This is a genomic window from Coprococcus sp. RTP31081st1_H1_RTP31081_211007 (assembly GCF_040227275.1).
In the GTDB taxonomy this organism is placed as follows: domain Bacteria; phylum Bacillota; class Clostridia; order Lachnospirales; family Lachnospiraceae; genus Coprococcus; species Coprococcus aceti.
The window spans coordinates 89,032-111,489 of record NZ_JBEHVP010000006.1 but is presented as its reverse complement, the minus strand read 5'-3'; the positions used below and the strand labels follow the sequence as shown (position 1 = coordinate 111,489).

At 44.5% G+C, this 22,458-nt stretch carries 17 protein-coding genes; 2 read left to right on the top strand and 15 right to left on the bottom strand.

Features of this window, described 5'->3' with window-relative positions; translation table 11 throughout:
* Window positions 1-29 precede the first annotated feature (29 nt).
* From ABUA31_RS10660 to ABUA31_RS10610, 11 genes are all read right to left on the bottom strand, one after another.
* A complete protein-coding gene (locus ABUA31_RS10660) occupies window positions 30-3,827 on the bottom strand; it encodes an EAL domain-containing protein (protein ID WP_349818594.1) in 3,798 nt (1,265 codons plus the stop codon).
* A 227-nt stretch (window positions 3,828-4,054) separates the two neighbouring features.
* Window positions 4,055-5,155: a UDP-galactopyranose mutase gene (gene glf / locus ABUA31_RS10655; protein WP_349818595.1), complete on the bottom strand. Its 1,101-nt coding sequence runs from the start codon at window positions 5,153-5,155 to the stop codon at window positions 4,055-4,057.
* Between the two features lie 5 nt (window positions 5,156-5,160).
* Entirely contained in the window at window positions 5,161-7,731 is a 2,571-nt protein-coding gene (locus tag ABUA31_RS10650; RefSeq protein ID WP_015534595.1) for a polysaccharide pyruvyl transferase family protein, read from the bottom strand.
* Window positions 7,732-7,759: 28 nt separating this feature from the next.
* Window positions 7,760-9,592 (bottom strand): glycosyltransferase family 2 protein, encoded by a 1,833-nt coding sequence (locus tag ABUA31_RS10645; protein ID WP_015534594.1) that lies wholly within the window; start codon window positions 9,590-9,592, stop codon window positions 7,760-7,762.
* A gap of 48 nt (window positions 9,593-9,640) precedes the next feature.
* A complete protein-coding gene (locus ABUA31_RS10640) occupies window positions 9,641-10,501 on the bottom strand; it encodes an ABC transporter ATP-binding protein (RefSeq protein WP_330416317.1) in 861 nt (286 codons plus the stop codon).
* Window positions 10,502-10,513: 12 nt separating this feature from the next.
* Entirely contained in the window at window positions 10,514-11,302 is a 789-nt protein-coding gene (locus tag ABUA31_RS10635) for an ABC transporter permease (RefSeq protein WP_015534593.1), read from the bottom strand.
* Between the two features lie 25 nt (window positions 11,303-11,327).
* Window positions 11,328-12,359 carry a glycosyltransferase family 2 protein gene (locus ABUA31_RS10630; RefSeq protein ID WP_015534592.1) on the bottom strand — a complete coding sequence of 344 codons (1,032 nt, stop codon included), beginning with the start codon at window positions 12,357-12,359 and terminating at the stop codon, window positions 11,328-11,330.
* Entirely contained in the window at window positions 12,356-13,141 is a 786-nt protein-coding gene (locus ABUA31_RS10625) for a glycosyltransferase family A protein (RefSeq protein WP_242859110.1), read from the bottom strand. The genes ABUA31_RS10630 and ABUA31_RS10625 overlap by 4 nt, the downstream gene beginning before the upstream one ends.
* 199 nt (window positions 13,142-13,340) lie before the next feature.
* Complete coding sequence (galE, locus tag ABUA31_RS10620) at window positions 13,341-14,357, bottom strand: UDP-glucose 4-epimerase GalE (RefSeq protein ID WP_022217011.1); 1,017 nt, start codon at window positions 14,355-14,357, stop codon at window positions 13,341-13,343.
* 256 nt (window positions 14,358-14,613) lie between these two features.
* Complete coding sequence (galT, locus tag ABUA31_RS10615) at window positions 14,614-16,122, bottom strand: UDP-glucose--hexose-1-phosphate uridylyltransferase (protein ID WP_349818596.1); 1,509 nt, start codon at window positions 16,120-16,122, stop codon at window positions 14,614-14,616.
* Window positions 16,123-16,410: 288 nt separating this feature from the next.
* Window positions 16,411-17,700, bottom strand: a complete 1,290-nt coding sequence (locus tag ABUA31_RS10610) for a galactokinase (protein WP_349818597.1) — start codon at window positions 17,698-17,700, stop codon at window positions 16,411-16,413.
* Window positions 17,701-18,111: 411 nt separating this feature from the next.
* On the opposite strand from ABUA31_RS10610, the gene ABUA31_RS10605 reads away from it, so the two are divergent.
* Window positions 18,112-19,002, top strand: a complete 891-nt coding sequence (locus ABUA31_RS10605) for an AraC family transcriptional regulator (RefSeq protein WP_015534588.1) — start codon at window positions 18,112-18,114, stop codon at window positions 19,000-19,002.
* A 185-nt stretch (window positions 19,003-19,187) separates the two neighbouring features.
* Here the strand turns inward: ABUA31_RS10605 and ABUA31_RS10600 are convergent, their stop codons facing one another.
* Both ABUA31_RS10600 and ABUA31_RS10595 read right to left on the bottom strand, forming a co-directional pair.
* On the bottom strand, window positions 19,188-19,439 hold the full coding sequence (locus tag ABUA31_RS10600; protein ID WP_055222234.1) for a hypothetical protein: 252 nt from the start codon (window positions 19,437-19,439) through the stop codon (window positions 19,188-19,190).
* A gap of 13 nt (window positions 19,440-19,452) precedes the next feature.
* Window positions 19,453-19,776, bottom strand: a complete 324-nt coding sequence (locus ABUA31_RS10595; RefSeq protein WP_502879341.1) for a C39 family peptidase — start codon at window positions 19,774-19,776, stop codon at window positions 19,453-19,455.
* A 216-nt stretch (window positions 19,777-19,992) separates the two neighbouring features.
* Between ABUA31_RS10595 and ABUA31_RS10590 the strand changes: the two genes are divergently transcribed.
* The gene (locus ABUA31_RS10590) at window positions 19,993-20,328 is read left to right on the top strand and encodes a helix-turn-helix domain-containing protein (protein ID WP_349818598.1); all 336 of its coding nucleotides are present in this window, start codon (window positions 19,993-19,995) and stop codon (window positions 20,326-20,328) included.
* 321 nt (window positions 20,329-20,649) lie between these two features.
* On the opposite strand, the gene ABUA31_RS10585 is transcribed toward ABUA31_RS10590, so the two are convergent.
* Together ABUA31_RS10585 and ABUA31_RS10580 are read right to left on the bottom strand one after the other, a co-directional pair.
* Window positions 20,650-21,273 (bottom strand): flavodoxin family protein, encoded by a 624-nt coding sequence (locus tag ABUA31_RS10585; RefSeq protein ID WP_349818599.1) that lies wholly within the window; start codon window positions 21,271-21,273, stop codon window positions 20,650-20,652.
* A 122-nt stretch (window positions 21,274-21,395) separates the two neighbouring features.
* Window positions 21,396-22,250, bottom strand: coding sequence for a helix-turn-helix domain-containing protein (locus ABUA31_RS10580; RefSeq protein ID WP_349818600.1), 855 nt, complete (start codon window positions 22,248-22,250; stop codon window positions 21,396-21,398).
* Window positions 22,251-22,458 lie beyond the last annotated feature (208 nt).

The following is a 22,458-nucleotide window of genomic DNA, read 5'->3' as shown; positions in this document are numbered from 1 at the left end:
TGATTAACTGTACGCTTCGGAATAGGCGCCTACAGATCGACCATCTGCACTTCCCTGTTCTTTGATATTCCGTTCACCATGAAGCTCACTCTACCGTTACCGATCACGATATTTTTCTCCTCTGCACCTATATCAGTTCCCACACTGTTGATCACCTGTGTGTTGATATCCGAGTTGGAGAATTCCAGTCTGGCGGTGTGGGTGCTGTTACCCATGGCGTAGGCATCCTTGCCCTGTGCCACCACCTTGACGTAAGCGTACTGTATGCTGACGTCCGTATCGCCCTCACGGCAGCCTATACCATAACATTCATTTGCCCTGATGTTCATGGTAATATTGATATTCTTCATGGCAACCCTGCAGAACTTTCCATTCATGGTTCCTATGACTGCTGTCGAGATGGATGCCCCGGATATCTTGCCGGATATATTGTCAATAGCTATATCCGCGCTTCCGTTATATGAGCCTATAGATACACTCCTGGCGATTCCATTGTATATCTCCATGTCACAGTTCTCTATGTGAAGAGTGCAGTCGCTGTCCATGCAGCCTATCATCACACCCTCCTGACCTCTCTGATCTATCTCGTATCGTCCGTGTCCAATATATATATTACCGCCAAGGCCGGATCCTATTCCAATGCCCCTCATTCCGGTGGCCGTTATGGACAGCGTTCCATCCTGATTGAAATACAGATCTCCGTGTCTCGACGCAAAATCGTTTCCTATTCCAAAGTATCTGCCGCCCGCAAGGGTGATCCTCAGATCTCCGTCTCCGGCAAGCTCGAGCTTTGACGACTCGGCTACCTGTATACCGCCTGTGCGCAGCTCATTGTCCCCGGTGAGAACTATCCTGACATCGCAGTTGTCTTCTATCTTTATACAAGGTATGCCCTTCTCTCCTCCAAGGCTTATGCTGTCCACCCTGAGCTCGCCTCTGAAGCCGTCTCCTATGGTTATCAGCATGTTGGACTTGAAGCCCGGTGTACCTGTCATGTTGACGTACCTGTACTGGTCATCTATCTTCTTGAAATCAAGCGCCGTATATTTGTTAAATGCAAGCTGAACCATCGATATCTCGTCTTCATCGGTTATGACATAGGTCTTCTTGCCATACTTTGTGATCTCGTTCTGATTGTACTGGACTATCTCGTTTATGATCCTCTTATCTATCTCGGCAATCGCCTCCGGTGAAGGCTTCGCCGTGTAGTAACCCTGAATGAGATCTGCGCCAAGTCTGATGACCTCCTTGAGTTCAACATCCAGCTCAACGCCCTCCGCCAGAGTGACGATATCATTGTCATGCGCAAATTCTATAATATCCTTAACAAAATGCTGCTTCTGCGGATCCTCATGTATATTTGTCATGAGCATCCTGTCTATCTTCACGTAACGCGGCATATATCTGAGAAGATTGTTGACATTTGAATAACCTGAGCCATAGTCATCTATGGCGGTCTCTATGTTCATCCTGCCGTACTTGTCCTTTATCTGATCCAGTAGCTGGTCGCTCATCTCAGCCTCCTCGGTGAATTCCACGACCACCTGTCCACCAAATTCCCTGAGTTTGCTCTCTATAACAGCGGTGTCCTCCTCCGACAGCCTGCAGCCCGGTATACTGTTAAAGAATATCTTTCTGCCCTCAAGTTCCTCTCGCTTGTCCTCAACGAGTCTCAACACATTGATAAATGTGGCTCTCTCCACATCGCTCAGACGTCCAAGTCTCTCAGCACTCTGTATTATGTCGAGAGGAGACATGTACTGCTCTCCTGCCGATCTCATGAGCACCTCATAGGCATAAATCTGACCTGTGCGAGCATTAACTATAGGCTGGAAATGATATGTGAGCAGATTCCTGTCAAGAATCTCCGTGGCAAGCTTGTCCTTCTCTATATCCTCCTGTGACAGCTCTGCATTTCTCGTGCTCTCAATGTACGCCTTCATCTTGGCATTGTTCTTGTTGCTTATGAGTGCGTTCACATAGTTGTCCAGAGCCTCCGCATTCGCAACCATCTGTCTGTCCACCGCATAGCATATCTCCATGACAAAATTGTCGCCATTTTTCCTGTTAAACTCCCTGGTACGGCTCTCCACACTCTTAACTATGGCGTCTGCGTGATCCTCCGCATCTCCCATCACCTGATATGCCACGATGAACTCATCGTTACACATTCTCATACATACGTCGGATTTCTCAAGGGATGCCGAGATCATTCTGGCAAGTGCCTGTATGGCCTCGTCCCCGACCTTTCTGCCGAGACTTGCATTTATCTGTCCCAGTCCCTTTATATCTATAGCCAGCAGCTCAATGCTCCTGCCATGTGCAACGGCATCGTTACACATATCCCTGCACCTCGCCATAAATCCGTTATAATTGTACACTCCGGTCAGATCATCACGGATCTGCGATGCATTGACCTTGTCCAGAAGCTTCTGAAGACTCGCCTGTCTGTAGAACGCCTCCATGCCCTGCATGATCTGCTTGATCCATGTGCTATATGAAATATCGTACGCCCTGCACTCGCTTCCATAGCTCACAACCGCATATCCAAAACATCTGTCGTCGAAATTGAGTGGAGTGAATATGTAAGCCTCAGGTCTGTCCCTGTCTGCATCCAGCTCAGGTATCAGTCTGGACACGTCAAAACAGTCATCGAAATCTATCGCACCGTCTCCATCACCGCAGCTTCTGATGACCCTGTATATATTCTTCGTGTATCCGACTCTCAGTGCATTTGACCCCATCATGACCTCAGGAAACTTCCAATATTCATTCAGGCAGAGACTGAAACTGCTCATGTTGCCATCCGTGTGGGCATACTGGAATATGGTATTGTAGAATTCCCTGTAATCTCTCTGGGATAACAGATCCTCCATCATATGGTTATAGTATGAACCATAGCTTCCCGGCTGAGCGTTCATATCCCATGCCGTCACGTCTCTCTTTCCCGGCTTCTCCGTACACTGCTCACATCCACAGCTTTTTCCCCAGTGTATAGACGCACTGCTCCTATAGTTCTCCAGAGATCTTCCGTTTATCTCTGCGTCTATCCATTTTGCGGCGTACTCGCCGTCAACCTTTGCAGGTATATCAACCGATGTCAGCGGTATGACTCTGTCATCGTTCGTCTCCGCAGCGTCATATCCCGTTATCGCTATATCCTCAGGGACCCTCACGCCTCTCTGTTCCAGCTCAGCCGCCAGCCCCAGTGCCATGTGATCACTGGCACACACCACAGCCTGTGGAAGTCTGTCTCTGTTCTCTGTTATCTCCATTGCGGTCTGGCGTCCTGAGTCAAACCAGTTATTGCCATAGTAAACCGACGATTCATCCACAGCGATACCATGACTCTTCATGCTGTCAAAGAATCCCTGCTTCTTCAGCTCGGAATTGGCAGTATTCTCCCAGCCATCAAGCAGCACTATATCACGGTATCCGTGCTCTTCTATGAGATGATCCGTAAGCCCGCATATATTCTTTCTGTGATCAATATTTATGGATTTATATCCTTCTATCTCGTCGCCGACTATCAGTACCGGGCCATCAAACTCATGCTCCACACGCCACCGGAGTCCCTCCTCTGTTCCCGGCGTCCTGATCCTGTCAGTACATATGACCACCGCATCATATTTGTCAAATTCTATCAGGTTGAATATGTTGGCGTCCCCCACTTCTCTGCTAGCTGTATCCTGATACTTCAGATACATTGAGAACACGCACACATCATAATCAAGCTGAAATGCCTTCTCAAAAAACCCCGAGAGGAATCTACCCTGGGTGTACTCATCAGCCTGGGCTGTCAGTACCGCAATCCTCTTCCTTGTCATAACATATACACCCTTTACCCTTTTAATTTTTACCCCCTGGGCATCGTATCCACCAAATAACATGCCCATAATTAGTATAATTCTATCACGTTCTGTCGAAAGTGTATATCTTTTTTATTTTGCCGTATCACCCATGCTTCCGGCACGCAAAAAGGACGCATATACGGAAAATCTGTATTCCGGTATGCGTCCCTTTGTATGGCTTTATAATATGCTCTATCTTACGATTAGAACTCTGCCTCAACACACTCAAGTGCTGCTGCGATTACCTTGTCCATATCATAATACTTGTACTGTCCAAGTCTTCCGCCGAATATTACATCCTTGCGTGTCTCTGCAAGCTCCCTGTACTTCTCGTAAAGCGCATTGTTCTTGTCGTTGTTTACAGGGTAGTATGGCTCTACGCCCGGCTTCCACTCTGCTGAATACTCACGGCTGATAACTGTCTTTGGCTGCTTTCCAAACTCAAAGTGCTTGTGCTCAATTATTCTTGTGTATGGAACATCTCTGTGTGTGTAGTTCACAACAGCATTTCCCTGGTAGTTCTCCTCATCGAGTACCTCTGTCTCGAATCTTACTGAACGGTACTCAAGCGGTCCGTACTGGAATCCGAAGAACTCATCGATCATACCTGTGTATACAGTCTTGTCTGCGATGTCAGGATTCTCCTTGATAAAATCGAAGTAATCTGTGTCAGTCTTGACCTCAGCGCCCTCAAGCATCTTCTCAATGATCTGTGTGTATCCGCCCATTGGGATTCCCTGGAAACGGTCATTGAAGTAGTTGTTGTCGTATATGAATCTCAGAGGCAGTCTCTTGATAATGAATGCAGGAAGCTCTGTACATGGTCTTCCCCACTGCTTCTCTGTGTATCCCTTGACAAGCTTCTCATACACATCTGTACCGGCAAGCTTGAGTGCCTGCTCCTCAAGGTTCTTTGGCTCTCCAATGTTCAGATCTGCGATCTGCTTCCCGATGATTGCCTTTGCCTCTGAAGGCTTCTTGATTCCCCACATCTTGCTGAATGTGTTCATGTTGAATGGAAGGTTGTACAGCTCATCCTTGTATGAAGCTACAGGTGAGTTAATGTAGTTGTTGAACTCTGCAAACTGGTTTACATACTCCCAGATCTTCTTGTCAGATGTGTGGAATATATGTGCGCCATACTTGTGAACATTTATACCCTCCACCTGCTCTGTGTAAATGTTGCCGGCAATATGTGGACGCTTGTCTATAACCAGACAACTCTTGCCTCTCTTGCCTGCCTCGTATGCAAATACTGCGCCGAATAATCCGGCTCCTACTATGAGGTAATCATACTTTGCCATGTTACTTAATCCTCCTTATCTTCCGCCAATCTCTTATCTATAATTGGATATGCTCTATAACCCTCAAACTCCTTAGGTCTGAACAATACTTCCTTAAGCCATGCAAGGGATCTCTCCCTCTCTGACATAAGTATCTTATTAACATTGTCGTAATCCACAGGCTTCAACAGCTCATCATTTCCAAGAATGTCTGCCGCATCCTGAACGTAATGATCTCTCACCTGGAATACATCCACGAGGGATTCAAATCTTGTCATTCCTCTTGCACTGTTTGCAAGTCCGATAAAGTTTGTCTCAAATACAAGTGAGAAGCTTATTCCGTGGCATGAATCAGTGAGAACGAAATCTGCATTTCTGAAATAGTTCAGCCAGTCCTCGACTGTTATGTCGTCGACGATCTTGTCGTCCATATCCATGATCTGACGGTTCTTCACCGGGTCCTTTGGACGTCCGTCCAGAAGAACAACTACCTCAAGGCCGAGCTTCTCTGAAACCTCAACCACTGCGGCTCTCTTCTCCGGAGTTGGATCAAGTATATATGCAAGCATATATTTGCCATCGTGCTTCTTCTTTGCCTTGTCTGCCAGTGAATCGAATACCTTTCTGTCTGCAACAAATACAGGATCGAGAACTCTCACCGCATCTATTCCATACACATCCTTACAGATCTCAACTCCACTGGTCTCTCTGATGGATATTCCATCAAACTGTCTCATGTATTCAGATATCGTCTCCCTGTCCTGTACATTACAGAAATCCCTGTCATGTCCAAATGATGCAGAGAATGCGATCTTCTTCTTATCCGGCTCAACAAAATCGAAATAGAATGAGAAGCCGAAGCCTCTGCTTATACCTCTGTTCCACACCTGATCTGATCCCATGATGAATGTATCGACCTTGGAATTGAGCTCCCTCATATCCTTCAGTGTGTATCTCTTGCTCTCATGGTAATGTGCCTTTGCAAATCTTCTCGCATGGGTGTCAGGCTTGCCGGCTCCGGTCTTGGCTGCAGGCATGTCTATCATGAGCACTGACAGACCAAATGATCTGATGATCTCGTGAAGTGCGTAATAGGTAGCAACACTTCCGTAGTTCGCACCGAACCACACGCCATATATACCTACATCGTACTTGTCCTTGATGGCATAATCGTACGCCTTCTCCATGGATGAGCCATTCTTTATCTGCTCAAAATATCTCTGTCTGGCAGGATGATTCTTGAAACAGTGGTCAAATGGCTGTCCTGTCTTGAGTACATCATCACAAGGTATCTCCTTGTTCAGGAGCAGCTTGTCTGCTATGGCAGCATATATCTTCTCACCCTGTGGGCTGTTGACTGACACAATGGATGTTCCCTTGCCGTCAGTGTAATCTCTGTTGTACTTCTGAATTCCCCAGAAATCTGCAAGTGTTATATCACCTGTTCTCGGAAGCTTCGCATATGCGCAGTGTCCACAGAACTTTCTCGTCGATATACAAGGAAGGAATGCTCTGTAATATGGATCCTGTGTCCTTGTTCTGTGATAAACTGTTCCGTCAGTGTACTTTACAGTCATCTCTGTAGACCAGCCGAAGTAGTCCTTGTCTCTGAATCCAACATCAGCAACCTTGCCCTGATCCTTGCCGTGGTATTTGTTCAGATAATCATCGAACAGCTTTGGCGATGGGCCGCCGTGGCACATCAGATCTATTGTGTAGAGATTTGATATATCCACATTCTTGAGTGTTGCGTAAAGTCCTGCGACCTGACATCCGCATCCGCAGAATACTACAACTCTGCCTTCCTTGAGTATCTTCTTAACGTCCGCATACACCTTCGATGCATCAGCCTGAACATACTTGGATTTTCTGAGCTTGTCCAGATCATCCGGGCTCTCTATGATAAAGTGTTCAACCTTGAAATCGTCTGTGTATCCTGCTCCGCATACAGCTCCACCCTGCTCAAATGCATACTCAGCCAGCAGTGTGAATATTCCACCTGACGAACTCTTTGCCCTTATCTCATCGTCTGCATATGCCGCATAACATGCAGGCTCGACAGTGTTCTTATACTCAAGATTTATAGATGGACAGATCTTTCTGCACAGACCGCAGTTTGTACATTTGCTGCGATCCACTACAGGAGCAAGAAATCCCTCTGAATCATACTTCATGCTTATAGCATTTACCGGACATACACTGTAGCACGCGCCGCAGCCACAGCAGTAATCAGGATGTATGCATCCGACTGTCTTGTCGCTGTCGCGTCTCACCGCTTTCTTTCTCCACTCTACTCGCTCTTCTTCTCTCTGTCTGGCACTCTCCTGCTTCTCAAACACTTTGATCTCAGGCTCTGCTTTTTCCTTCGTGGTGAATACCTTATTCATCCTGATCTCAGCAGGCTCGACCTTTACAACAGGCTTTTTGCCGTCTCTGAGAGCGTAATCACCGCTCATCGCCCTCTGCGCCGCATTTACTCGCTGGGACGCCTTGAGCTTATCCTTTGGCTTCGAACCGTTCTTCTCTGAGGTGTAATCTCCCCCCAGTGCTCTTCCCGCAGCCGCCAAACGGTTTTTTATACCTTTAATAGTAGCCATACCCTAAAGATACTCCTTCCATATCACTTTATATATGCAGATATTCCTTCCAGAACTTAGTTGTCTTCATCTCGTCAAATGCATTTCTGTAAGCCTGCTCAACTTCCACATGTGTCTTCTTGTATTTAGCCAATACTTTTCTATATCTCTTTATAAGCGCAAAACAACGCTTTCTGTTGATTGTTCTTCTGACTCCTGTTCCACCGTTCTTGTTCACGGCAACGAGAGTCTTCTTCATGTAATTCTTTCCCGGAACAAAGAACCAGTCGTACGCGATGATATACGGTGTTCTTCTGAGCATGAAGTTTGGAAGAAGATGTCCGTTTATCGTGAGCACATACATTGCCTTGCGGAACAGATTAAGACTCTCATACTTGTATGGATCTGTAGGAAGATCCCCTGCATAGCCAAGCTCTGCCAGCGGCACAAGCTTCTCGTTCTTAGCATTGTGCTCCTTGAGGCTCTGCTCTCCGTCAAGATGCATGATATACTCTGGTCCCTTGAGGTAATCCTCAATGGAATCTATGAGCAGCTCAGCATTGTTGTATGCAAATCTGGTTATATCCTTCCAGAACATTCCCTTTACTCTCGCAAGGAAATCCACATCCTGGCATATTCCGCTTGCCGCCTGGATAACAAAACTGTTTCTGTGAACCTGATAAAGCTCCATGGCGGCGTTGAATTTGCCTGCAAATCCCACATGCCATATACAGATACCATTAAGTGCTATAAATCCCGGCTTATTTCTCAGTGAGAACTCTACATCGTCACCTCTGACAAATACCGGAAGTGGTAAGCCTCTGTCCTCGATGTGCTCCACAGGTATACAGCAGTACCACCAGCCTGCATATGCATCATCGACATTGAAACTGTAGTTCTCATTTGCAACTATGTTCTTGAGAAGCCTCATATCCATAGCTGACTTGACCGGACCGTATGATCCGTCTGCCTTGTGGACAAATCCCACGTCCTCATACTGCTTCTGGCGTATGTCGTAATCGAACATGGCTCCACTCAGGAAGCACTTCTTGTACTCGTCTTTGAGGAGTCTGAGCAGATAATATGTTCTGAACAAACTCTCTGGCATGACCATAACGTCATCATCCATGAGGAGTACATGTGTAGGCTTCTTTGGAAGCTCCAGTGCCTCTATCATTCCACGGGTGAAACCGCCGGCTCCACCTACGTTGTTATTCATATAAACCTTGAGATCCTCACTGTCGAGCTCTGATGGATCGAGTTCTCTGTCATTGTCAATGACATGTACGAACATGTGTCCCTTGAGGTCGCTTCCATCATAGAGTACATTTGACTTGATGAGGTCTATATTACGCTTGATATATTCCTGCTTCTTGAATGTTGTTGTGACAAGAGAGATATTTACATCTCTTATTCTGTCCTCCTCGATGTCAGCAGAATAGTATCCGCTGTATATCTCTGTATCTTCCAGGGTATCCATATAAAAACCTACAAGAGCCTTATCTGTCTCTGGTATGTTCACAACCACCTCTGAAACCTCATCACTCTCAACTACCTGTGATACAAGTGGATTGTAGGTAACCGCAACGGATGCTGAATATATTGCATATACGGATATTGTAGCTTTTCCCTTCATTGTGAGGTGGAGCTTGAAGTTCTTTACCCCTGTATACTCTGACCAGCGTTTTACCTGAATGCAGTTGTAATAGCTCATGAAATTAACCTTTGTGAGCTTCTCAACAACATGACATTTCTTCTCTGAGTCGTATATAAATGGTGATTCCTCTCCCTTTCCAATGGCGCTGAATTCAGGATACTCTATCAAGTTCACATCCAGATTCATCTGCAGCATCACATTCTGCAACTTCACATTCTGTAACATTATCCAATCCTCCTGTGTTGTATATCAAACATCTTGCCTGATTTCTTGTTATTTCTTGTCCTTGCTCTGGGTCTTTGCCGGTGCAGGTGCATCCATCTCGGCCTTGAATGCATCGCATACCGTATCGGCATCTCCCACCATAACTACATTTCCATGATCCAGCCACATAGCCTTGTTACACTGCTTCTTGACAGCAGCTATGTTGTGGGATACATACAGCAGGGTCGTTCCATCCTCCAGCATGGCAGTCATCTTGGCCGCACACTTCTTCTTGAATCGCATATCACCTACAGCAAGTATCTCATCCGCAATGAGAATATCCGGCTCAACCGCCGTCGCTATGGAGAATGCAAGTCTTGTCTTCATACCTGAAGAAAAGTTCTTGACCGGAGAGTCAAGGAAATCCTGCAACTCTGAAAACTCAACTATATCGTCAAACTTTGACTCTATAAATGCCTTTGAATATCCCAGCAGAGTTCCGTTGAGAAATATATTCTCACGGGCCGTGAGCTGTGGATCGATTCCGGCTCCAAGCTCTATGAGGGCTGCCACAGTTCCCGATACCTTAACAGTACCGCTGGCAGGCTTCAATATTCTGCTGACTACCTTGAGCAGGGTGGATTTTCCGGCACCATTGGTTCCAAGGAAGCCCCACGCCTCGCCCTTCTTTATATCAAGATTGATGTCCTTTAACGCTATGAACTCCTGGAACATCAACTGTTTTGTCACAAGTCTTATAAAATACTCTTTCAGATTGTCCACCTTCAGATTGTTCTTGTTGAATCTTATGGTCACATCCTTGAGCTCTATAATGGTCTCACCCTTTGCCACAGTTGTTGTACGCTGTGCATTTGAGGTGAAAATCTTCTTATCATCAAGTTCGTTCTTTTTCTCTTCTACGTTAGCCAACTGCCACACCTCCTAAATATACAGAATGAACTTGTCCTGATTCTTCTTGAAACACAGCACTCCCAGTCCAAAGAAAAAGAATGCATAGAGGAATCCGAGACCGATAGTAGTGAGATCAGGCATCACTCCCTGATGCGCTATGCATCTAAACTGCTTGATATATACATACAGTGGGTTGAAGTAATTCACAAGTAACTTCAACCAGTCTGGCAGCATATCTATAGGATAGAATATCGCTGAACAGTACATCCACGCTGTGGTGACCGCATTCCATATATATCTTGTATCTCTGAAGAATACATGGAGCTGTGCAAGAAAAAAGCCCAATCCGCAGGCAAATATATAGGCCTGAAGGAATATGAAAGGGAACAACAGCATCGTCCAATAAAATGGTGAACGTGTGAATATGATAACGATAAGAAACGCTCCCAGTGAAAACAGGCAGTCAACAAGTGAGCTTGTGATTTTTGCCAGCGGGAACATAAACTTTGACACATACGTTTTCTTAAGCAGTGACGAATTATCTGTTATACTTCCAAGTGCCTTACCACATGCACCTATTACAAATTCGTACAGTATACGTCCTGCAAAAAGGTACACAGGAAAGTGTGGTATCGATCTGTTGAACATCTTGGAGAATACGATAACCATTACGATCATGATGAGCAATGGGTTCAGGATACTCCACACATATCCAAGAAAACTTCTTCTATACTTTAACTTTATATCTCTTGAAACAAGCTGATTTAAAAGATCTTTATAATTAAAAACTTCTAAAAAGCTTCCGCTTTTTACTTTCATTTTTCGTTAATCCTCCATAGTAAATCTATTCAAAACTCTTATTGTGCCTTACCTTGTTGTAAAGCTTTGAATTAAGCATTTTGTTGTAGCCTTCCAGACCCACATGCGCAGCATTCAGAAGCTTAAGTATCTTATAATGCTTCAATGTCATATCAACGACGTGTCTGTCTCTCTTGACTATATAACTCATAAGCTGATCTACCCGTGCAACACCTCTCTTTCTGTCGGAATCGCATAGCATGGAAGTTACCATGAAGCTCAGCAGAAGAAGATGTATCTTCTTGTCGCAGTATTCAAGAGCCCACTGCTCCGAGATGTCCTCTCTGTTCTTGAGCATCTTTACTATGACCATCTTGGTATGGTCGATTCTCTTGAACTGATTCTGCGCGGATACGCTCTGGGACACATCCCCGATCCTGTACTCGTACACGAACATATCGAGTGGCAGTATGGTTTTTGCCAAGCAGCATGGATATGTCGCATATTCGTGATCCTCGTAGAATACTTTTTCTGCAAGTCTGACTCCATTCTCACGGTAAAACTGTGTTCTATATGTTATTCCATGGAATGTGAGGCTTCTGTCAAATTTTTTCCAGTCTGACATGACCTCTTCCATAGTATATTCTCTGTCGAATTCATCAGGGAAACATCTCCAGTTCTTTATCTCCCCTGTTGTTATATTGATGGTGTGGTGACATGTCAGAACAACATCCGCACTGGCATTCTCAAGCTTTCCTATAAACTCAGGAATACTCTCTGTGAGAAACCAGTCGTCGGCGTCAAGCACCTTCATGTATCTGCCCCTGGCCTTCTCAGCTCCGGCATTTATCGCTGAGCCATGTCCTCCGTTCTCCTTATTAATAAGTGAATAGCTGTCAGGATACTTCTCAATGTACTCCTCACATATACTCTCACTGCCGTCTGTCGAGCCATCGTTTACCACTATCACGTCTATTTTGTCCATAAGCTCCGGAACAACAAGTGATCCAAGACATTTGTCAAGATATGGCTTGCTGTTGTAAGACGGAATTATCACACTTAATATTTTTTCACTCATTTCTTCTTCCCTAACCTGTTCTCATGTATTCCCTTCATAATAAGTCTGAAGGCCTTAAACCATGATATATCACTGTCAAACTGATGTCTCTTCCTTATACTGTAATACGCTGCGTACAATACCGCCGGTACATAACCCATGATGTATCTTGTCGTATTACCTCTGTTTATGAAAAATTCTTCGTTATACCCCTTAAACCATGTTGACTTTGTCTGCGCAACATCCGCTATAACAAATGGTACATAATATATTGCAAGTCCGTTCTTCCTGCAATCCGTGAGGAATCTGAATTCCTCTTCAGCTCCATTGCCCGAGCCCGCACCCATGCGCTCATCAAAATATACATTATTATTGACTATGCTCTCTCTCTTGAATGATATCTGCCAGGATGCCACATGCATGAGGTCCAGATATCCAAGCTTCTTAGGCATGTCGCCCCAATGGGCAGGTCTGTTGCCTATGTTGAATATGATGACATCCGCCTCTGGCAGATCTCTGTACGCAGTCAGTATCCCTTCTTCGTAATTCCTGCTGAACACCTCATCGTCATCACACAGCAGACAAACATCCGCCTCGGAATGCTTTATAGCATAGTTCCTGCTCTTGGTAAGACCCTTGTCATTCACCGAAAAAATTCTTGTCTTATGTCCGTTCCTGTCATATTCATTGTACCCATCATATCCACACTGGTTGACTATGATCGTGTCGGACTCTATATGGGATTTCGTTATGATATCCTCATCCTGAAGGTTCATACACGAAAGCAGTATTTCTAGTCTCATATGTCAAACACCCATTTCTATCTGATAAAGCCCTAAAAAAGGGCATAATTAACAAAGACCGCAGAAAGCGTAGTTTACTTACTTATACAACGTCTCTTTTAAAAAGTCAATACATAGAAAAGAGCACCGGCAAATCTACATCTGATTATATATAGTATTTGTCGGTGCTCTGCTGCTTTATGTTATTTATATTTTGGAATTAGTCATTATATCCATTTGGATTCATCGACTGCCACTTCCATGAATCAGCACACATCTCGTCGATTCCGTACTGAGCCTCCCAGCCAAGCTCCTTCTTGGCAAGTGAAGCGTCTGAGTAGCATGTTGCAATATCTCCAGGACGTCTCTCCTTGATCACATATGGAACGTCATGTCCACAGGCCTTGCTGAACGCCTTGATAACATCAAGGACACTGTAACCATTTCCTGTTCCAAGGTTGTATACCTTAACTCCAGGATTCTCCTTGATCTTGTTGATAGCCTTTACATGTCCAACTGCAAGGTCTACTACATGGATGTAATCTCTCACACCTGTTCCATCCGGTGTGTCGTAATCATTGCCAAATACTCCAACGCTCTGAAGCTTTCCGATTGCAACCTGTGCAACATATGGAAGAAGGTTGTTAGGAATACCCTTTGGATCCTCTCCGATAAGTCCGCTCTTATGAGCTCCGATTGGGTTGAAGTAACGGAGAAGAATTACATTCCACTCTGGATCTGCTGTGTGGAGGTCTGTGAGAATCTGCTCGATCATCCACTTTGTCCAGCCATATGGGTTCGTAGGTGTTCCCTTTGGGCACTCCTCCGTGATAGGGATAAATGCAGGATTGCCGTATACTGTAGCTGATGATGAGAAGATGATGTTCTTGCATCCGTTCTTTCTCATAACCTCGCACAGATTAAGAGTTCCTGTGATGTTGTTCTGATAGTACTCAAGTGGCTTTACAACTGATTCACCAACTGCCTTGAGTCCTGCAAAATGTATTACACAGTCAGGCTTCTCATCTGCAAATATCTTGTCCATAGCTTCCTTGTCAAGGATATCTGCCTTGTAGAATGTGAGATCCTTTCCTGTTATCTCCTTGATTCTGTCGACTGCCTTCTCGCTGGCATTGTAAAGGTTGTCGAGAATGACTACCTCATAGCCTGCATTAAGCAATTCAACACATGTATGACTTCCTATATAACCTGCTCCGCCTGTTACTAAAATCTTCATAATGTTTTTCCTCCTTTATGATACTGTGATTCATAACCATCTGCCGGACACCTGTGCTTTTTGGGGGCACTGTTAATGTCTTGCGCAAATGTCGATCACCAGTTTATAAACTTTTTTATTTTGCAATGACGTTTTCTCCAACACTATACCACTACATCCTGTTATGCACAATAAAATGTGGCATTAATAAATATTAGTTATGGAATACGTCTGTCACAGATACACATATATTATTGCATTTTTAGTGCACACTATATTACTGTGCATTCACATAATCTACGAACTTGAGGAATGCAGCCTTTCCGGCCTCATCTCTCTTGTAAACGCCTGCACACTCAAGGATCTTTGCGAATACATCGCCGATCTCATCCTGAAGGATCTTGTGTACGTTGTCTGCATTTATGTCGTACTTTCCAATGAAAGTCTGTACCCAGTCGTAATGCTTTGCGATATTCTCATGAGCCTTGATGTCTCCACCTGCCACAAGAACCTCTGCCAGCTCTTCCATCTCGCCCTTGAGTCTTGCAGGAAGTACCGCAAGTCCCATTACCTCGATGAGTCCGATGTTCTCCTTCTTGATATTGTGGTACTGCTCCCATGGATGATAAAGTCCAAGTGGATGCTCCTCTGTGGTGATATTGTTACGAAGGACTAAGTCCATCTCGTACTTGCCATCTCTCATCCTTGCGATAGGAGTGATGGTGTTGTGTGGCTCGCCGTCTGTCTCAGCGAATATGTACGCATCCTCATCTGTGTAACCTCTCCATGCACCGAGGATCTTGTCAGCAAGATCTATGATCCTGTCCGGATTCTCTCCGTCAAGTCTTATGACTGACATAGGCCACTTCACGATTCCTGCCTCAACATCCTCATATCCTGCAAATGTAACCTTCGTCTCAACAGGTGCCTTTGTCATGGCAAATGTATAACGTCCGCCCTGGAAGTGATCGTGCGTGAGGATAGATCCACCTACTATAGGAAGGTCTGCATTTGATCCCAGGAAGTAATGTGGGAACTGTCCAACAAATGAAAATAGTTTCTGGAATGTAGCCTTTTCTATCTTCATAGGGATGTGCTGTCCGTTGAACACGATACAGTGCTCATTGTAATATACATATGGAGAATACTGGAATCCCCACTTGCTACCATTTACCTCTATAGGGATGATCCTGTGGTTCTCTCTTGCAGGATGGTTGATCCTTCCCGCATATCCCTCGTTCTCCATACACAGCTGGCACTTTGGATATGATGACTGTGACATGGTCTTGGCAAGGGCGATCATCTTCGGATCCTTCTCAGGCTTTGAAAGGTTGATGGTGATGTCGATATCACCATACTCTGTAGGCTTTACCCACTTGATATCCCTTGCAACTCTGTATGTTCTTATATAATCTGTCGCTCTGCTGAGCTTATAATAGAAGTCTGTTGCCTCCTCTGGGGACTTTGCATACTTCTCTCTGAATGTCTTTATGATCTGGCTTGGCTTTGGAACCAGCGCATTCATGATCTTCGTGTCGAACAGATCTCTGAGGACAACTGAATTCTCTGCGATAAGTCCATTCTCAACTGCGTAATCCAGAATCCCCTTGAGACACTCCTCAAGTTTTTCCGGTGTATCTATAGCTGGCACCTCACCCGGCTCCTCGTAGCTGTCCTTCTTCAGCATCTCGAGGATGGTGTTGGTCGTATATATTCTATCCTCTTCCTCTATCAGCTCATTTGCAATTCCGTACTCAACGAGCTGCTTGATGTTTGTATCTATCATGGTTGTAACCCTTCTTTCTACATATCCTTATATTTTTCTCGCACAGATATTTGCGAAACCCATAAACCTGTATTATGTTTGAGGTAATTTAACATTACCAAATCAGGGGAATACGAGGCCGCCGATCCTTAGGTAATAGTCAATGCTAAAAAATCAGCATTGACTATTACCCGCAACAGCTGGCAAGCCAGCTGTTACATGCGCTGCAGGCTGAGTTAAGTGGAAACGACCCCTGATTGGTATGTTAAATTGCCTCAAACACTATACACTGTCATGTTTCGCAAATATCTATTCAACTACCTTGATTCCGCCGTAAGGTCTTACCTTGAGGACGTGGCATGCGCCTTCTCCGAAGATCGACTCGATGTTCTTCTTGTACTCAGCAACAACCGCATTCTCGACAAATGCCTGGATGGTTCCGGCAAATCCGCCGCCGTGTACTCTGCACACACCATCCTCGCCGATGAACTTCTCTGAGAATCCAAGTGCTATTGATACGTTCTGTGTGAGTGGATCCTTTGCGCTGTATATATTCTGAAGAAGCTTGAATGATGAATCTCCGCTTCTCTTTATAACATCGAGGAAATGGTCAAATTCCTGATTCTCAAGTGCTGCAACACCCTCTGCAACTCTGTCCTGCTCTGTGTAGAAGTGAAGCGCACGAAGGACTGCTCTGTCATTCACCTTGCCGCTGGCTCTCATCTCACCAACCTTGCTGATGAAATCCTCCTCTGAAACTCTGCTGAGGAGTTCCTCGCCGAAGTAATTTGCAACCTGCTTCATCTCTGCAGGGATTGCTGCGTAGTCGTCTGTGAGGTCTGCATGTGAACCCTTTGTGTCAACGATACACAGGCTGTACTGGTGAGCCTCAAAGTCAACTGGGACCTGCTTGATGACAGGATTAGCCTTGTCGAAGAAGTCGATATATATAAGTCCTCCGACTGCACATGCCATCTGATCCATAAGTCCGCATGGCTTGCCGAAGTATACGTTCTCTGCGTACTGTCCTATCTTTGCAACATCAACTGATGAAACCTTCATGTCATTGTAGAGGCCTGAAAGGATAGTTCCTATAAGGCTCTCAAATGCTGCTGATGATGACATTCCAGCTCCCATGAGCACATCGCTTGTCACAAATGCTGTGAAACCGCCTACCTTGAATCCGTAGTCTCTGATTCCTGCAACAACACCCTTGATAAGCGCTGTTGTTGTTCCCTCAAGTGCAGGATCCTGCTCGATATCATTTACATTGATAACTTCCTTTGGCATATCGTCTGACACAAGCTCGATCACGCCGTCCTCTCTAGGTGCCACAATTGCTATGGCATCAAGATTGATCGATGTAGCAAGTACATGTCCGTTCTGATGGTCTGTATGGTTTCCACACACCTCGCTTCTTCCGGGAGCGCTGTAGATAGCAACCTCCTGATCTCCGAATAACTCTGTAAATTTATCAAGAGCTTTTACATATCTTTCCCTGTTGTATGGGATCATATCCTTGTCGAGATAGATCTGTGCAAGCTTCTCGTCAAACTCTCCACCTGCGATAATTCCCTTTAATTCTGCGATTTTCTTCATTGTCTGTAACTCCACCTTTCTCCATCTTTTTATATTTTTTTCTTAATGTCCGTTATTTTGTTGTCCATATTGCGCACATTTTCTGCGCTACGCCGTTGCGCTTCTTGCTTTGTGAATATAATTCTATAACAATATACAGATTTTGAACATGGCATAGCGTTGCAAATATATGTCCATTTGTTAGATTGTTTTTTCTGGCGGAACATATTATTGTATGGATAATCCGGTTGAATGTATGTTATACTCTTATATAATGAGAGAACGAGTTCATATGCCTTCATTACAGAAACGTTCAGATCTTATAAATTTAGAACAGTACGAGAATCTGTATATGGGCTTTGCCAAAATCTCCTGAAGATTATCAGATCAATTTATGAAGTTACTTTATTAAGAAAATGCGGAGTTTGTAAAATGGAAAATAAGATCGTAATGGAATTCCCTCAGGAAAATGACACAGACCTCTACCTGAACGTGTTCGGTCACTCAATAACCGAGCCTCTTCATAAGGCAGGTCCTGCGGTCAAGACCTTCTACCTCATACATTTCGTGCTGGAGGGAGAGGGCGACTTCTATGTAGGGAACGCACACTATCATCTGAAAAAGGGTCAGGGATTTCTGATTGAGCCGGACACCCCTGCCACATATATATCAGACGAACACCATCCATGGAGGTATGTCTGGTTCGGATTCTCTGGCAGATGTGCCCAGGACACGCTGAGCAGTATTGGTCTGACACAGAACCAGCCTATATTCACCTGCGAGGATGGCGACAAACTGAAAAAGTACGTATTTGATATGCTTGCTCACAACACCTCGGATCACGCAGATCACTTCAGGCTCATGGGCATGCTCTACCTCGCTCTGTCTGTCATCGCAAATGCACAGAAAGACAAGCTGGAGACTCCATCCGGAAACGCATATGTGAACCATGCCATATCATATATCCAGAACCACTACAGTATGCCAATGAAGGTGGAGGAGCTGTCTGACTACGTTGGAATCAACAGAAGCTATTTCTCCGACCTGTTCAAGCAGTACACCGGGATGAGTCCTGTGAAATACCTGCAGAATTTCCGCATAACAAAAGCCCAGCATATGCTTACCATATCTGAGCTTTCTATAGAAAGTATTGCATTTTCATGCGGCTACCAGTCCGCCGAGGCTTTCCACAAAATATTCCGAAAAACAACCGGCATGTCGCCTAATGCCTACCGGCAGGAGAAACGCCAGAGAACCATCTCCAGCCAGGAGACCATGAACAACAACCGGCCGGATTATATTGATACAGATGATGATTTTTAAAATTATCTCCAGTGGCAAAGGCACCAGACATTATTACTGTATGCTAACCAAAAGTAAATCAATGCCATCAGCATATTCTTCTAAAAATCAGCAGGCGTCTGTGTGCAAAATTCTCCAATATGGTGAGCCTGTGATCGTCATCTGTGATATTCCAGAATATAAGTGCTGACACATATTACAAATTCCTACTTTCTTTTCCACCTAATTATCATCATAATAATAGATGCACATACGCACAATCCCCCTACAGCAAATGCCCCAACAGCTATTTCCTGCCACATTTGTGCATTATACAATTCTACCCCCGTAACTATTATGCAAATACCTAATAATGCCATCGCCGTAATCACCAAAGGCATCTTTTTAGTCGCTATACCAACTATTGATACAAGGACTGCCACAACTCCGATGGCAGCCACAACAATTGCCATATTCATATTTTCTTCTCCTCTACTTCTTTTTTGACGGAACCTTTATCGATGTTTGACACGCGACATAGCTCGCACCAGTATTTTTCATTGCTATGTATCTTGTTGTGGTACTCCAGCCATCGTGGACCACCAAAAACGTATACACCTTTCCCGTTCTCATATTCTTATATTCCTTATAACCTACCACTGCAACAGTATGATTATAATAGTATCCATTTGCAATAGAAATCATACACGGATTTCCACTGTCAATTTGTTTCTTCAAAGTTGAATATGTCCACATATAGTTACTGTTTCCAGTGCCTGAAGAATAACCAAATCCCTTTTGCCACGTCCTTTTCACCAAGTTATTATTTTTATTAACTGGCAATCCCCTTTTCTTTGTATAGCCAACATTACCAGAATTAGTCTTATTTTTTCATTGTGTTTTATCCCCCTCTTTAATTATATATAAGTTCAGATCAACTTAGTTTGCAATTCAATAATATAGTATATCTATATTGACGTCAACAAAATATTTTGCTAATATGTTCAGTTACAACGACATCTCTATATACCGATGAAGGTGGAGGAGCTGTCTGACTACGTTGGAATCAACAGAAGCTATTTCTCCGACCTGTTCAAGCAGTACACCGGGATGAATCCTGTGAAATACCTGCAGAATTTCCGCATAACAAAAGCCCAGCATATGCTTACCATATCTGAGCTTTCTATAGAAAGTATTGCATTTTCATGCGGCTACCAGTCCGCCGAGGCTTTCCACAAGATTTTCCGCAAGACCACCGGCATGTCGCCCAATGCCTACCGCCAGGAAAAGCGCCAGAGAACCATCTCCAGCCAGGAGACCATGAACAACAACCGGCCGGATTATATTGAGATTGACGACGAGCTGTGATCTTTACAAGACCACAGCTCGCTTATCATTTTGACATATTCTATTTATCATAAGCACAATATAAACGCAATTACATGAATCACCAGATCATTGTCGGATGCCACATTATCAGCAATAACAAACACAAACCAAATCTCCTTTGAATCAAACGCATTTATATTTTAAAAAGTGTTAGCAGTAGAATACTTACCATTTCCATACCTTGACTATAGTTCAAGAGATTACATATGTAATCTCTCTTTCTACCATTAACACTATGTTCTGATTTAGGTTAAACTCAATCTTTGTCATTTGCTTCACGATATTATAATCTTTACTAATTTATCTTATAAAGTTCGTCTGGTTGCCTCTCTCCGTGTCAGGGAGTGCAACACCTGCTGCCTTGCCGGCTTCAAAGCATTTGAGCATCCATGCAAGGTTCTTAGCAAGATTCCTCATGGTCTGCATACCCTCCGCATCCAGCTCAGCCTCTCCAGGCACGCGTCCGTGTACAAGATTCCAGTATGTAGAGCCAGCCACCGGCATCTGTGATATTCCAAAGTATTTATTCATCACATCGAATGATGCTGATGTTCCGCCACGTCTTGCTACTGCCACAGATGCGCCCGGCTTATACTCAAACGCTTTCTTGCCACTATAAAATGCCCTGTCCAGGAATGATAATATTCTTCCACTTGGATGAGCATAGTATACAGGTGATCCAAATACGAATCCGTCAGCCTCTGCTGCCTTCTCCACAAATTCATTCACCTTGTCATCATCAAATATACAGCAGCCCTTTGCACCACACTGGCCACAGCCTATACAATCTCTTATCGGATCTGCTCCGATCTGGAATATCTCGTAATCTATTTCCTCTTTCTTAAGCTGCTCGCCTACCTCGTAAAGTGCGCGGTATGTATTGCCTTGCGGCTTCGCACTTCCATTCAACATTAAAACCTTCATGTTCAGTTCCTCCAATCAACAATCATTTTATATCTCATTTAATATGTAACTGCCCGTCACACACATGGCAGTTTCTTCTATATTATATATACACTTAATGATAAATTTTTTCCAGCTATTTATCACCGCCTGATCGACTTCCTGTACTCCATCGGTGACATCCCCTTTTCTTTCTTGAACACCCTGCTGAAGTAGAGGGGGTTGTCGTATCCAACAATCTTGGCGATCTCTGTCATGTTATAATCAGAGCTCTCGAGAAGCATCTGGGCATTGGCTACTCGCTTCGCCATGATGTACTGTGTGTGTGTGGTGCCGATGCGCTGTCTGAAGTTCCGTATGAACCAGCTCACGCTCATGTTGTGCATGCTTGCATAGTCCTCCACAAGTATTCCCTCGTTATAATGCTCACTAAAATATGCCGCCGCACGGTCCATCTCCTCTGCCATGGCCGAAAAGGTTTTTGAATCATCCTGCTCCTGCTGTCTGTGAGCTGAGATAAGCATCTGTCTGAATATGTATTCCAACATCTCCTCATAGTCATCCCGGCAGAGCTGTAGCTCCTGTATCATTTGCCTGAACAAAATTCTGTACTCAGCATGGTCTCCACCATAGAACATATTCACATCGTCATTTATTCCGTACCGCCTGAGTGTCTGCTTCACCTCTCCCCCGGTGAAATGCACCCAGAACACCTCCGTGTGTTCGTCTCCGTAATACACATACCGTTGCATCTGTCTCGGCCTGTATATCACCATGTTTCCGGGACAGGCGATCACATCCTGCCCATCTATCTCAAAATGTGCCTTTCCCGCCGCCACATATATGAGCTGATAATCCTTACGCCCCTTAGGTCTGTAGGTCGTAAACTCTTTCTGTGTATACAGCTTGTACGTTCCGCAGCTTGTGACTATGAGCGGTCTGCTCTTGTCCACTATGTCGAGCAGTGAGTTGTGAAGATATGCTGAGTTTGTATACATGTGTGGCTCCTTTCTATATGGCAAATTACACTATTATTTCACTATTTTTACACTATTTTGAAGCGTGTGCAGGCACATCCTGTATGCTTTATACTTTTTCTTTTGTCTGTTCAGAGACTTCACCCTGCAAGCGGACTTGCAGGGTGCGGCGTATCCGTCTTATAAAACTAGAATGTGCATATTTTGTCTCATTATATGTATGGACTTT